The 13980-nt window shown below is 42.1% G+C and carries 11 protein-coding genes and 1 pseudogene; 7 read left to right on the forward strand and 5 right to left on the reverse strand.

The features are described from left to right. Positions 1-3: 3 nt before the first annotated feature. Positions 4-777, reverse strand: a complete 774-nt coding sequence (cobS, locus tag NIES592_RS01690) for an adenosylcobinamide-GDP ribazoletransferase (protein ID WP_073554739.1) — start codon at positions 775-777, stop codon at positions 4-6. Positions 778-1213: 436 nt separating this feature from the next. On the opposite strand from cobS, the gene NIES592_RS01695 reads away from it, so the two are divergent. From NIES592_RS01695 to psbM, 5 genes are all read left to right on the forward strand, one after another. Further along, entirely contained in the window at positions 1214-1666 is a 453-nt protein-coding gene (locus tag NIES592_RS01695; RefSeq protein ID WP_062249199.1) for a hypothetical protein, read from the forward strand. A 158-nt stretch (positions 1667-1824) separates the two neighbouring features. Further along, a complete protein-coding gene (gene tgt / locus NIES592_RS01700) occupies positions 1825-2940 on the forward strand; it encodes a tRNA guanosine(34) transglycosylase Tgt (protein WP_071846766.1) in 1116 nt (371 codons plus the stop codon). A gap of 266 nt (positions 2941-3206) precedes the next feature. Then, positions 3207-3344: a photosystem II reaction center protein K gene (locus NIES592_RS01705; RefSeq protein WP_009455491.1), complete on the forward strand. Its 138-nt coding sequence runs from the start codon at positions 3207-3209 to the stop codon at positions 3342-3344. Between the two features lie 198 nt (positions 3345-3542). Further along, positions 3543-3842 (forward strand): 2Fe-2S iron-sulfur cluster-binding protein, encoded by a 300-nt coding sequence (locus NIES592_RS01710; protein ID WP_062249195.1) that lies wholly within the window; start codon positions 3543-3545, stop codon positions 3840-3842. Positions 3843-3950: 108 nt separating this feature from the next. Next, positions 3951-4067 (forward strand): photosystem II reaction center protein PsbM, encoded by a 117-nt coding sequence (psbM, locus tag NIES592_RS01715; RefSeq protein ID WP_009455495.1) that lies wholly within the window; start codon positions 3951-3953, stop codon positions 4065-4067. Between the two features lie 107 nt (positions 4068-4174). Here the strand turns inward: psbM and NIES592_RS01720 are convergent, their stop codons facing one another. The 3 genes from NIES592_RS01720 to NIES592_RS01730 form a co-directional block, all read right to left on the reverse strand. Further along, entirely contained in the window at positions 4175-5026 is an 852-nt protein-coding gene (locus tag NIES592_RS01720; protein ID WP_073554740.1) for a universal stress protein, read from the reverse strand. A gap of 710 nt (positions 5027-5736) precedes the next feature. Beyond that, a complete protein-coding gene (locus NIES592_RS01725) occupies positions 5737-6510 on the reverse strand; it encodes a DUF928 domain-containing protein (protein WP_256678049.1) in 774 nt (257 codons plus the stop codon). A gap of 539 nt (positions 6511-7049) precedes the next feature. Beyond that, positions 7050-9152, reverse strand: a complete 2103-nt coding sequence (locus tag NIES592_RS01730; protein WP_073554742.1) for a M3 family metallopeptidase — start codon at positions 9150-9152, stop codon at positions 7050-7052. Between the two features lie 252 nt (positions 9153-9404). On the opposite strand from NIES592_RS01730, the gene NIES592_RS24875 reads away from it, so the two are divergent. Further along, positions 9405-9566 (forward strand): hypothetical protein, encoded by a 162-nt coding sequence (locus NIES592_RS24875; protein WP_178379458.1) that lies wholly within the window; start codon positions 9405-9407, stop codon positions 9564-9566. 203 nt (positions 9567-9769) lie between these two features. Here the strand turns inward: NIES592_RS24875 and ileS are convergent, their stop codons facing one another. Further along, positions 9770-12646 carry an isoleucine--tRNA ligase gene (gene ileS, locus NIES592_RS01735; protein ID WP_073554743.1) on the reverse strand — a complete coding sequence of 959 codons (2877 nt, stop codon included), beginning with the start codon at positions 12644-12646 and terminating at the stop codon, positions 9770-9772. A gap of 77 nt (positions 12647-12723) precedes the next feature. On the opposite strand from ileS, the pseudogene NIES592_RS01740 reads away from it, so the two are divergent. Beyond that, positions 12724-13581: pseudogene (locus NIES592_RS01740) on the forward strand (slipin family protein); the annotation flags it as partial. Positions 13582-13980: the final 399 nt, after the last annotated feature.

Raw genomic sequence — 13980 nt, forward strand, 5'->3', positions numbered from 1 at the left:
CTTTCACAATAGTGTCATCACACATAAAAACAAAGCTTCTGTCCATTCTACAACAGCACCATAGGTATCACCAGTATGCCCGCCTAGTTTGTGATTAAACCAGGCTCCAACACTTATTGCAATCGCAATTCCAGCAAGTATCATTACTGTGGCAAAAAAGATTTGATGTCGGTTGAGGAAAATTTGCCAACCACTCACAGCTATTAATAAAAATAGGGTCGGTAGCCAATCTTTGTATGAACGAATAGCCTGTTTATGAAAAGCACCCTTACCAGTAGGTTTCAAGTAAGGGTAGCGGGCTATTGCCATAATTTGTCCCCAGCGCCCCCACCCAGCAGCTGCCATGAGAATTAAGCAACGATTGTGTTCTACATCTGTGAGTGCAGTTGTTTTAAGTAACACCAAAGCGATCGCCGCCATTGCCCCAAATGCACCTGTTGCGCTATCTGCCATCACTTCTAGTCTCCGCTTGGGATCACCCACAGCTAACCCATCTGCGGAATCCATTGCTCCATCTAAATGCAGTCCTCCAGTAATCGCAATCCAAGCACATACTACTAAGGCACTACGGGTTAGTACTGGCACACCTAAATAAATCATCAAAGTATCAAATAACCCTAAAATTCCTCCTATCATTAGTCCAATGACAGGGGCAAAACGGGCTACTCCTTGGAAATCCCAAGCATACATATATGGTACAGGAAGTATTGTATAAAATAGAACGGCACTTGTGATACCAAATAGTAGTTGTTTCCACCACTGACACTTGTGACTCATAGTAGTTACGCTAGTTGTTAGTTATTACTCTCATGACAAGTGACAATGACGCTCCTAATTTCGGCACAAACCTTAAATTCCTCTTTAAAAATTTAAATAAGATTTACCGGTATGGGTAACTTCACCAAAAAATTTTGTTATGCTTATCTCAGTGAAATATTTGGCAATTAGTATAAAAAAGTACTTTAAAACTATGTAAAAAATAGAAATCATCAACTAGATACACCAGGACGGGTCACAAAAGCAATAGGAAAATATTAAAATTCGCTTTTCTGGCGTTTTGTCAACAAAAAATAATTTATTGTGCCTAATTACGCGATCACCCTACAAAATTGATCAATACTTAGATAATTATTAAATAGTAGGCGTCAATCAGCAAGGATAATCAACTGTTTAGCTATGTAGTTTTCATCTACACTCCGAAAGCCATTGGATTATGAGTCACCATCTACCCGAAAGCAAGATACCAGCTCCATGCATCATCAATACAGGTGTGGTTGTCAACAAGCTCGATATGCGGCGATTACTGACAGATTTGGGTCGTGTTCGCTATTCCTACACCCAAGACGGTGAGTGCAAGAGCGACGGTGAAGGGAATGTGATGGAAGTATTTGCCAATCCGCAACGATCCACCCTCGTTGCTAACCATGCCCTTTATCTCAACGTTTGTAGTTTTGATTACTTGGAATTAAAACAGTCACCACAAAAAGAAACTTACTTTGACTTAATACAAGAAGGAAGTTGTCTGCGCTTGATTCCTCTTTCTACCCCTATGCAAGAGCGACACGAGCGTTCCTTAAATGTCAGCGCCATAGAAGCAATGATGGAACAGGTTCTCTCAGCGAGGTGGGATGCAGAAATTGACGATGATCCTTGTGATCCGTTTTAAGCTGCTGCGTACTTGAGGTGTTACAGGCTTAACCGCAGCAACTGTTGCTACGTTGAAAGCTTTAGGGGCGGTAGAAGATACAGTTATCAAACTCAAGCTATAGTTATGTTTGATTAAGTTCACCAAACTTAGCTTAAATATCAACGGTTACTTCTGTCTTGAGCGCAAATTTTTCTTTCCAATGTCTTGCTTCCTGTAGCCATACCAAAGCACGGGCTGGGCTATTTTATACACCACACGGAGTAGTTGAAACCCCTCGTTTTATGCCTGTGGGGACACTGGCAACTGTGAAAACCCTCACCCCTGCCCAACTCAAAGAAACAGGGGCGCAAATGGTTCTATCCAATACCTATCATCTACACCTGCAACCAGGAGAAGCAATTGTGGCTGGAGGTGGAGGACTGCACAAGTTTATGGGATGGAGTGGGCCGATGCTCACTGATTCCGGAGGGTTTCAGGTTTTTAGCCTCAGCGAAATGCGGAAAATCTCTGAAGAAGGTGTAACATTTCGCTCACCCCACGATGGTCAAATTATCAAATTCACACCCGAAAAATCCATTGAGATTCAAAATACACTAGGGGCGGATGTGATCATGGCCTTTGATGAATGTCCGCCTGCTACAGCTAGCCGCCAAGAGGTGGAAGCAGCAACAGAGCGCACTTACCGATGGCTTTTACGTTGTATTGAGGCACATCAACGCCCTCAGGAGCAAGCATTATTTGGCATCGTTCAGGGTGGAGTGCATTTAGATTTGCGCGCTCAGGCGGCGGAAGCTTTGATGAAGTTGGATTTACCAGGTTATGCCATTGGTGGCGTGAGTGTAGGTGAAGAACCAGAACTAATTCATCAAGTTGTACAAGTAACAGCGCCCCTGTTACCATACCACAAGCCGCGTTATTTGATGGGCGTAGGTACTTATCAAGAAATGGTGGTTGCGATCGCTTCTGGTGTAGATTTATTTGATTGTGTAATTCCCACACGTTGGGCGAGACACGGTACGGCAATGGTACAGGGCGATCGCTGGAATTTAAAAAATGCCAAGTTTCGTGAAGATTTTACGCCTTTAGATGAAACTTGTCCTTGCTACACTTGTCAAAACTTCACCCGTGCCTACATTTCTCATTTAGTGCGATCGCAAGAGATTTTGGCATACACCTTGTTAAGTATTCACAATATCACCGAATTGATTCGCTTTACCCAAAAAATACGAGAGGCAATATTGAACGATACCTTTGTTGCAGAATTTGGTGAGTGGCTAACTCCACGGGAGTAAAACCTCAATTCAGTAATCTTCAAATTTCAAGGGAAGGAAGATAGGGGGAAAAGGAGGAAAAGGGGATAGTTAGCTGAGTATGGCGTCGAGATTAGGGAAGGGATGTGAATTTTTTGTTGAAATTCCAATCAGGCGTTAGGCATAACCCAAAAGTTTTTATTATCAAACAGATAATTAATAACCAATGACTAATTACTGATGGCTATCCCGTGTTAAGATATTTCTCAATTCTGAAAGCTGTGTTGGATAGGTGGATTTAAACAAAAATGGAAATAGCACTATTATTAGCAAAACTGCCTGAAGCATTCCAAATTTTTGATCCTTTGGTAGACGTTCTCCCGCTCATTCCCTTATTCTTCTTGCTCTTAGCTTTTGTTTGGCAAGCAGCCGTGGGTTTCAGGTAAATTAATCAATCTATCTATTTTTGAAGAGACAGGCAAAACGCCTGTCTTAATTTTTGCCAAAGCTATGTTTACAAAATTTTTTAATTATTAACATTTTGTTAAATTAATTAGTAAACTAATATAAAAAGAAAGATTTCACCAACTCAGATAAAAATTCGGTCTTAGCATTCAGGCAAACAGTCAACGAGGTATAAGGCTATGGGAAACATCAAATTCGTGAAAGAGAATAAAGAAATTATTGCTGCTGATGGTGCTAATTTACGGCAAAAAGCTTTAGAAAACGGCATAGACATCTATAAACTTTGGGGAAAAATGATGAATTGTGGTGGCTACGGTCAGTGTGGCACCTGTATTGTGGAGATCATCGAAGGACAGGAAAATTTATCACCACCTACCCAAGCAGAAAACCGCTTCTTAAAGAAAAAGCCTGCAAACTACCGACTTGCCTGTCAAACGGTGGTTAATGGCCCAGTAAGTGTAGTGACAAAGCCTGAATAGAATTGTCAGCATTCATTCTTATAAATGACAAATGACAAATGACTCAGCCAAGCCATGATGATGGTATCCTAAAAATGTTGACTGGAATCTAAGAGAGGCTTTCTTACTATGCAGGTTAATGACCTGGGGTTTGTAGCCAGCATTCTATTTGTGCTGGTTCCTGCTGTTTTTTTAATAATTCTTTACATTCAAACAGCTAGCCGCGAAGGTAAAAAAGATAGTTAATGCTTTGTGTATTTTGTGTATAAAATAAAAAACCCTTACATATTATGGTGTAAGGGTTTTTTACAATTGTTCAGTTGTCAACTGTTAGCTGTTAACTGATCACTGATTTAAGCAGCAGCAGTTCGTGCTAACAAAACTGGACAAGTTGCATTAATCCTGACGTAATCAGACAAAGAAGAACCCAAAAGTCGGTCTAAATCAACAAAACTCTTAGCAATAGAAGGACGGCGATCAGGAGAACCAATTAACAAAAGATCTACGTTTAATTCTTCTGCCAAGCGACAAATTTTTTCACCAGGTTTACCCATACTTAACACACAACGAGGTTGCACCCCCTGTTTCTTCGCTTCCGCAGCAGCAGCTGCTAAAACAGGGTGCTGCTCAGGAGTAACTTGGGTTGATGTAGGCTCACCTCCCAAATCTGTAATCACATGTGTTAAGATTAGCTCACCGCCCTTAATGTCTCGAATCAAAAATAGAGCCAGATTCAGGCAGTGTTTTGACGCATCGGAATTGTCCATTGCTACCATAATGCGCTTAATATTTTTGACATAAATGTCATCTTTTACTAGCAACATTGGGCGAGAGGACAATTGAAAAACGTATTGGCTCACTGAATTTGCTAAGATCGATTGCAGACGCTTAAGTCCACGAGAACCCATAATAATTAAGTCTGCATCAATTTCATCTGCTACTTGACAAACCACATCCTTCGGTTCACCTTGTCGCAAAATAGAAGAGACTTGGCTAGGATTTAAAGCTAAAGACTGAATCGCATTAGCCAGGATTTTCCCACCTTCTTCCCACTTCGTTGTCATAGATTCGGCGGTGCTTTGTGGTGGAACAACGTGTAATACTGTAACTTTTGCCTGCTGAATTGATGGCAGTTCCTTCAAAGTTTTAAGCATCTCTTCCGCGTGTCCCAATCCAGAGACAGCAATCAAAATGTTTTGTATCATTTTCGCCTTCCGTAGCTTCTAGTTGTTTGCTCTCTAGTAATTGGCTCAGCTTTAACTTTCACCGCCTGCTAAATTACGTAGTCCATGGTCAATAGTTAATCATCAATAGTTCCTGATTAATTGTTAACTGCAATGAAGAACTAGCAATTAACATCGTAAGAATTACTTATTTTGATAATTAACTCTTGACTAAATCTTATTTTTGTTGATACCCAGTGACCTAGTTTCTCAACTAGGCTATTGATAATTTAGCTTACTCTTAATTCTGCACGATCAGCTTAATGAATGGTTATGAATTTTATCACTTTTAATCTATGTTTACGCTTTTTAATTAATCTCTTGTTAAGTATTGCTAAGACAGTCAGACAATTTTGGATTTTGGATTGATCCCAAGGATCAATCCGCCTTTTTAGGAATTTTGAATTGTGGAAATTGAAAAATTTTTATTTTCAATAGATTACTTCATAAACCAGATGTTTTGATTGACAAAATATAATTGTGCTGTTAGTTATTTTTCTATACATTAAAAAGACTCATTAATAAATTTTACTTAATTACGCTATGGAATTTTCTTATTCAAAAATTTTAGTATTTTTTCTTTTACGAAATTTTTTGTCTAGACCTAAAAAAATAGGGGTGTAGGGAAAAACATCTCTCCCCTTACACCTGCCCTACAGCGAATTAGTTAATTTCAATATTCAATATAGATATTAGCGTCGAGGACACTGTTGGTAGAAAGGCTGTTTAGCTAAGTAATCTAACTGGACCTGCTGTAACAAACTTGTCCAAATATCAGAAAGTGTGGTATCTAATGGGTTGCAGGCGCGTAACTCTGCAACTGTTGCTAGTACATCAAACCATAGACCTTGTGCAGCATAGACAGAAAGGCGTTCCCTTAAACTTGATCGCTTTAACTGATTAGCCAGATTATTACTGATATTCACCCGTTGCACCCAACCATGGACACTAATAACAGAACGGGGAGAAGGGTCTTGTATATCACAAACAATAGAGACAGACCACTGATAAGTTTGGTTGATTGCCAAAGGTGGAACCTTACCATTGTTAGGTAGAGCCAAACTGGTGATCCTGGCCTGAGTGCTGGGTTTAAAGTTCGTTTGATACACTAAAGTGCGTGGACGCGGTTTTTCATCTACTTTGTAGAGAGAAAATAGGATCGTTTGAGCGGTATTGTCAGGTGTGTACCAGAAAAACTTAGGATAGGCAGCAGTTGTCAATCCTAGATTAGTTGATGGTAGTAGTAAAACTATAAGCGGTTGATCGCCAAAAAGACAGCCGCCTCTGCGTGTGCTACCGTTTTCCCGACGTCCAGGAAGAGTTTTTATCGGAACCTTTACCTGGACGCTACCACTTTGCTGATTGCGGTTGTTGAGCCGATTCTGTTTACTTGGGGTTTGTGGTTTAGCAATTGTCTGTGTGAAAGCTACCGAGGGTAAACCACACAGAAGTAAATTTAGAAGCAAAGACAGATTAACTTTTAAGTAATTTGGGTGATACATTCAGGTTAAGAATTTACAACTGTCTCACCAAAGACGGTATCCACCTAGGTTCAGACGTAATTGATTTACTCTCGTTCCCACGGGAAATTACATGTGTAAAGTAAGGTTTAAGGAAATTAATGCTGTTGCACCACTGTTTTATTTCCATTGTGGTTGCTTTGCATAGCTGATACTTTAATTTTGTGGAGACAAAAAGCGGGTAGTCCTCCATAAACCTACCTACTTATACTTCTGCGCCATACTCGGAGCTTTGTGTATTTTTCACCTAGCTCCTTTTCTATACTTTTGCTGAACCGATATCGCGCCTTCATGGACTAAATAGAATTTCCCTTTGAGTCTATTGGAAGAGGACTTAAGCTTTCAGACTTCCAATTTATTTCGAGGTGGGATAGATACACTGCACCAAGATTTGTATATACACCGTAGCCGTTTCAGGGAGGAAGTAAGATTTCCCCCCCCAACCCCAGAGGAGATTTATTTGACTTGCACAAGCGGTCTAATAACTAAGCAGCTATTAAACCATTGTGCCTGAGCAAAGCTTCAGTACTTGGTTCACGACCCCGGAAAGATTTGAATACTTCCATTGGATGCTTGCTACCACCGAGTGCTAAGACTGTATCACGGTAGCGCTTACCTATAGCTTTTACAGCTTGTTCGTCTTCTAAACCAACTTCCTCAAAAGCGGCAAAAGCATCTGCACTTAGTACTTCTGCCCATTTGTAGCTGTAGTAACCAGCAGCGTAACCACCCGCAAAAATATGTGCGAAAGCACACAAGAATGCATCTTCAGGTAACGGAGGTATGACAGTGGTTGTTGTGGCAATGCGATCGCGCACTTGTTTAGGAGTTTCATCACCACCAGGACGATAGCGGTGATGTAATTCGATATCCAACAGGCTAAAGTGGACTTGCCGCAACGTTGCACTACCGCTCATATAATTCTTGGCTGCCAACAGCTTTTGGTAGTAATGTTCTGGTAATGGTTCGCCTGTTGCGTAATGTCTAGCCATACCAAATAAAGTCGCGCGGTCATAGCACCAGTTTTCCATAAACTGGCTAGGTAATTCCACGGCATCCCATTCAACGTTATTAATACCTGCTGCCGAAGTATAATCTACCTTGGTCAGCATGTGATGTAAACCGTGACCAAACTCGTGGAACAAAGTCTCTACTTCCGCGAAAGTCATCAGACTAGGCTTACCATCAACGGGTGGTGTCTGATTACACACCAGATATGCCACAGGTAAGCGAGTCTTGCTCACGCCATTTTCAGCTACTTTACCGCGATTGATACAAATATCCATCCAAGCACCACCGCGCTTTTCCGCAGGACGGCTGTAGGGATCTAAGTAAAAATAGGCGATCGCATTACCTGTTTCATCAGCGATTTGGAAATAGCGGACATCTTCATGCCAAACTGGTGCTTGACCATCAGCAGGGGTGACGGTGACACCAAATAGTCTTTTCACTAACCCAAATAAGCCATCCAAAACTTGGGGAAGGGGAAAATAAGGACGCAATTCCTCAGCTGTGAAAGCAAATTTTTCTTCCCGTTGGCGTTCTGCCCAATAAGCAATATCCCAATGTTTTAAATCATTTGCTTCTGCTACTCCCTTACTTGCAGCAAAAGCTTTTAATTCTTCTAATTCCTTAACAGCAGCATCATAACTTGCTGCACGCAGTTCTTCCAAGAGCTTTTCGACAGCCTCGACATGGGGAGCCATCTTACTAGCTAGGCTAACTTCTGCATAAGTCTTGTAGCCAAGTAACCCTGCCAGTTCTTGACGGAGCGTTAAAATGCGTTCAATGATCGGGTTATTATCCAACTCTCCCGCAGCTGCACGGCTGATATAAGCTTTGTAAAGCACCTCCCGCAAATCGCGACGAGCGCTGTACTGCATAAAAGGATAGTAACTGGGGAAATCTAAAGTAATGCGCCAAGGGCCATTTTCCGGGGTAGCATTTTCTGCACCTGCATCTCGCGCCGCTTGTGCTGCTAAACTTAGCAAACTGGGGGGTAAACCATCCACCTCTTCTTTCTTCGTCAGCGTCAAGCTAAAAGCTTTAGTTGCATCCAGAACATTATTAGAGAACTTAGTAGAAAGTTCCGCTAACTCCATCTGAATAGCGTTAAAGCGATCGCGCGCTTCACCTTGTAAACCCACTCCAGAAAGTTCAGCATCGCGGATTGCAGCTGCGACAATACGCCGTTGAGCAGAGTCAAAACTATCCCAAGCCTTACTAGCACCAAGGGCTTTAAAAGCATTGTAAATTGGTTGACTTTGGCTGAGCTTGTTAGAAAACTGCACCACTTGCGGCTGCACAGTTTCAAAAGCTTCCCGCAGCTGGGGGCTATTTTTCACACCCATTAAATGGTTGACAACACCCCAACTCCAATTCAGGCGTTCTGTGATTTTTTCTAGAGGTTCTACTAAACCACTCCAACTGGGCTGAACATCAGCTTCCAACTTGGTTAGTTCTTGTTCTAATTCTGCCAGTAACTGATTAAACGCTGGCACCACATGCTCTGGTTTGATGTTCGCAAAGTCAGGCAAACCAGCGCCTTTCAATAAAGGATTATCTGTAATCGTGGCGTTTACACTCATGGTTTTACGTGAGTACCCGCTCTGTGTGGGTCAACTGTGATTTTCTTTCTCCACCTTCTAATGTAGCGATTTTACTCACTATTCAATCGCCAATAGTAGAAAATTCCAGAATGACACACAGCGATCGCCCATCCGTGTGCATCGGTGTACATCTGTGTTCGATATTCAAAAATATATCCTTCCAGCCACAGACTAGAACTCAACAGAACTAATCAAGTATAGTGATCGCCCATCGGTGTGTATCAGTGTGCCATGAGTGTTCGATATTCAAAAATATATCTTCCCAGCCACAGACTAGAACTCAACAGAACCAATTATGCACAGCGATCGCCCATCGGTGTGCATCGCCTTGCACTGTGTTCGATTTTCAAAAATATATCCTTCCAGCTAGAGACTTCAACTCAACAAAACTAATCATGCACAGCGATCGCTATCGGTGTGTATCTGTGTCAAGTTTTTTGAGATTGTGGCGAGGTGGGAGGGATAGTATATCGAACACCGATGAACACAGATGAACACAGATGTTTTTGGCGTTGGCTTTCTGTTGTTTGTCGGTGTGTATCGGTGTGCCATGAGTGTTCGATTTTCTACCCACAGACTGGAACTACTGATAACTGTTAAAACTCTCCCGCTAATGCAGCCACGCACCGTTCACAAATCAGTGGATGTGCTGCATTCTCTCCCACATGAATAGAGTAATTCCAGCAGCGATCGCATTTTTGCCCGTCTGCTTGTAGTACACCAATCCGCCACCTATCGGCTTGCAAGTTGTATTTTGAACCTTGCAGTTTTTCTGGTGCGTCTACCAATTCCACAAGTGAGGTGATGAATAGGTAGCGAAGTTCGTCTACACCGTTGCTGTTGCTAGCATTCAGTGATTTGATTGCACTTAATAATTCTGCATCACTGATGTAGAGCAAGATTTTTGCTTCTAGGGAGGAACCAATCATTTTTTCCACCCTAGCTTGTTCTAATACCTTGTTGACATCAAGGCGAATCTCCCGTAGTTGTTGCCAAAAAGTTGCTAGTTCTGGATTATGCCAGTTTTGCTGCAATTGTACCCAACCAGATTCAAATACTGATTTATAGGGAGTGTGGTAGGGAAGATATTGCCAGATGTCCTCGGCTAGGTGACATAATACAGGTGCGATCGCTTTGGCTAAGTTTTCCAGTGCATACCAATACACTGTCTGACAACTGCGACGCCGCAAAGCATTGGGAGTACTGATGTACAACCGATCTTTGGCGATATCCATATAAAAGTTGGATAAATCCACCACGCAGAAGTTTTGCACAGTTTGGAAAAAGCGGAAGAATTGGAAGCTATCGAATGCTTCAGTAACTTCCTGGAATACTTCTGTCATTCGGTGCAGCATGTATTTGTCTAGCTGCGGTAATTGTTCATAGGGTACAGCATCTTTGGCTGGATCAAAATCATGCAAGTTACCCAGTAAATTTTTAGCGGTGTTACGAATTTTGTTCCGGATATCAACCAGTTGTTTGATGATATTGCTACCCAGGCGCACATCGGAGGTATAGTCTACCGACGATACCCACAACCGCAACACATCAGCACCATAAGCCGGCTCTTTTTTCTGATCTTTGCCACCTTCAATGACAATAGCCGGATCGACAACATTTCCCAGGGACTTACTCATTTTCCGCCCTTGTTCATCTAGGGCAAAACCATGAGTCAACACAGTTTTGTATGGCGCACAGTTGTTAACAGCCACACTGGTAAGCAAACTCGACTGGAACCACCCCCGATGCTGATCTGAACCTTCTAAGTACATATCCGCAGGGTAGTGTAATTCTGGACGCTGTTTGAGTACAGATGCCCAAGATGAGCCAGAATCAAACCACACGTCCATTGTATCTGTACCTTTGCGATAGGTACGGCCATTATTGCGGTAGGTTTGGGGTAGTAACTCCTCAACAGATAATTCCCACCAAGCGTCAGAACCCTTTTCGGCAATAATTGCTTGGACATGGGCGATGGTTTCTTCATTCAGCAGTGTTTCTCCACTAGCTTCATCGTAGAATACCGGGATGGGTACACCCCAACTCCGCTGACGAGAGATACACCAGTCAGAACGATCGGCTACCATCGGTGTGATTCGATTTTCACCTTGGGCGGGAATCCATCTTACAGAAGCGATCGCTTTGAGTGCTTCTGCGCGGAATCCTTCCACAGAAGCAAACCACTGTTCTGTCGCCCGGAAAATCGTTGGTTTTTTTGTCCGCCAGTCGTAGGGGTATTTGTGGACGTAGGGTTCTTCTTTCAACAAGGAACCAGCACTAGTCAAAGCATCAATTACCGCCTGGTTCCCATCACCAAGCACATTCAATCCAGCAAACTGTCCTGCCTCGTCGGTAAAGTTACCATTGTCATCAACTGGGGCTAAAATGGGCAAACCGTAACGCTGACCAACAATGTAGTCTTCTTGACCATGCCCAGGGGCAGTGTGGACTAAGCCAGTACCAGATTCAGTGGTAACATAATCGCCACCAATGACAATCGGGCTTTCACGATCGTACAAGGGATGACGATAAGTAGAGTGTTCTAAATCTTTGCCTTTAACTGTGGCTTTTACTGACAGTAGAGTTTCCAGGGTCGCAGACAGGCGTTCTACCAAATCAGCAGCGACAATCAGGTATTTAAATCCTAAACCTTCTCCTGATGAAGTAACTTCTACAACTGCGTAGTTAAGTTCTGGATTCAACGCCACCGCCAAGTTACCAGGAATTGTCCAAGGTGTCGTTGTCCAAATTGCTACACCTAAATCTGGTAAAAATTCTGACAAAGTAGGTTTTACCGCCTCTGCCAAACTCGTCACTGGGAAAGCGGCGTAGATACTGCGAGAAGTATGACCCTCTGGATATTCCAACTCAGCTTCTGCCAAAGCAGTTTTAGAACTAGGACTCCAGTGTACTGGCTTCAAGCCACGATAGATGTAACCTTTTAACACCATCTGTCCGAAAACACCGATTTGGGCGGCTTCGTATTCCGGTGTTAAGGTCAAATATGGATGTTCCCAATCACCCCAAACTCCGTAGCGTTTGAAACTATCACGCTGTTCATTGACAGCATTTAGGGCAAATTCTTTCGCTTTCTGCCGCAGTTGTAAAGGTGTCAAGTTTTGCCTTTCGGCAGCTTTCATATTCTGTAAAACTTTTAGCTCAATCGGCAAACCATGACAGTCCCAACCAGGAACATAGCGCACTTTCCGACCACGTAGCAGTTGGTAGCGATTAATAATATCTTTGAGAATTTTATTTAAAGCATGACCAATATGCAGAGAGCCGTTTGCATAGGGAGGCCCGTCGTGCAATATAAATAATTCGCCGGGATTATTTTGAGATAGGCGATCGTAGATTTTATTCTCTTCCCAAAATTTTTGGATTTCGGGTTCACGCTTGCTAGCGTTTGCCCGCATATCAAATTTAGTTTTGGGTAGGTTTACAGTATCCTTGTAGCTTCCAGTTTCTGTCACAGCTTCATGCCTGAATTAGCAGCAAATGATGTTTTCCAATCATTATAGAATCCACGCGTCCAGAACGGCTAACTAGTATTTCTATCCTGCCACCCTATAGTCGTAAACTGTTTTGGCGAGAAGTTGAAGTGGAAATCATTGACATCAGCGCTGATGCTAAATTACCACCTCACCTAGTTGCAGAATTAGTATCTGGTTCGCCAGAGGTAGTGTCTTTGAGCCGTAATTGTTTGCATATTCGGGAAGTATCAGCACAGCACATTGGGCTACTGTACATTAATCAAGAGTTTCAAGCGCAACTCCCACCGGGGATACATGCTTGGTGGATATTTGGACGTTCTTTGCAAACCGAAACAATTGATCTACGCTTGCAAAGTATGGAAGTATCCGGACAAGACATTCTCTCTAAAGATAAAGTGCCTCTGCGCTTAAATTTAACAGCTGGCTTCCGCATCCTCGATCCATTGAAAGCAAAAAATGGTTTATCAGATATCAATGGTTTCTTGTACAAAGAGCTACAATTTGCCTTACGTGCTGCTGTTGGTGAAAGAACCCTAGATGCCTTACTAGAGAATAAGGGCGCCATTGATACAAGCGTTGCTGAATACATTCATGAGAAAACCGCAGACTACGGAATTGAAATTGACTCAGTAGGGGTAAAAGATATTATTCTCCCTGGTGAGATTAAGACAATCTTGAGCAAAGTTGTAGAGGCGGAAAAAGCAGCTCAAGCAAACGTAGTGCGTCGCCGTGAAGAAACTGCTGCGACTCGTAGTATGTTGAACACCGCCAAAGTGATGGAAGATAACCCCGTTGCCTTGCGTCTGAAAGAACTGGAAGTGCTAGAACGGATTGCAGAGAAGATAGATAGAATTCAAGTCAACGGCAGTTTAGATAGCATTTTAACCGAGTTAATTCGTATCAACAGACAATAAAAAACTCTGCGTCACTCCGCACTTACCTTTGCGTTCCTCTGCGTTAAAAAAACTATATATCGTCAAAGTAATTATTTCCTGTCTTTTTTGAGATGATAGTGATTTCTTTTTAACTTTACTTTTATCCTGTGTCTGGTTTGCTGAGTTTGAGTTTTACGTCTTATCTTTTGAGTAACTAATAACTTTTTGGATTTTTGAACCTTAATGACTATTGTTGGTGTTTTTTATGGGCAATGTATTTGTTGTAACTTTGGTTTTTCTAAAGTCTCTATTTACATTTAGCTCTGTTTTTTCCTTTTTTGGTCTACTTTTTATTTTTTGCTGATTTTGGAGTATGACTGAGCGTTTTCTTTCTTGAATTAAATTATTTTTTTTATTTTCATGAGTATTAGCAGTTTT

The sequence above is a fragment of the Fischerella major NIES-592 genome (assembly GCF_001904645.1).
GTDB lineage: Bacteria > Cyanobacteriota > Cyanobacteriia > Cyanobacteriales > Nostocaceae > Fischerella > Fischerella thermalis.

Coding starts and splice junctions, on each gene's coding strand:
- cobS (WP_073554739.1), bottom strand. CDS start 777: ATGAGTCACAAGTGTCAGTGGTGGAAACAACTACTATTTGGTATCACA.
- NIES592_RS01695 (WP_062249199.1), top strand. CDS start 1,214: ATGAGTCACCATCTACCCGAAAGCAAGATACCAGCTCCATGCATCATC.
- NIES592_RS01705 (WP_009455491.1), top strand. CDS start 3,207: ATGGAAATAGCACTATTATTAGCAAAACTGCCTGAAGCATTCCAAATT.
- NIES592_RS01710 (WP_062249195.1), top strand. CDS start 3,543: ATGGGAAACATCAAATTCGTGAAAGAGAATAAAGAAATTATTGCTGCT.
- psbM (WP_009455495.1), top strand. CDS start 3,951: ATGCAGGTTAATGACCTGGGGTTTGTAGCCAGCATTCTATTTGTGCTG.
- NIES592_RS01720 (WP_073554740.1), bottom strand. CDS start 5,026: ATGATACAAAACATTTTGATTGCTGTCTCTGGATTGGGACACGCGGAA.
- NIES592_RS01730 (WP_073554742.1), bottom strand. CDS start 9,152: ATGAGTGTAAACGCCACGATTACAGATAATCCTTTATTGAAAGGCGCT.
- NIES592_RS24875 (WP_178379458.1), top strand. CDS start 9,405: ATGAGTGTTCGATATTCAAAAATATATCTTCCCAGCCACAGACTAGAA.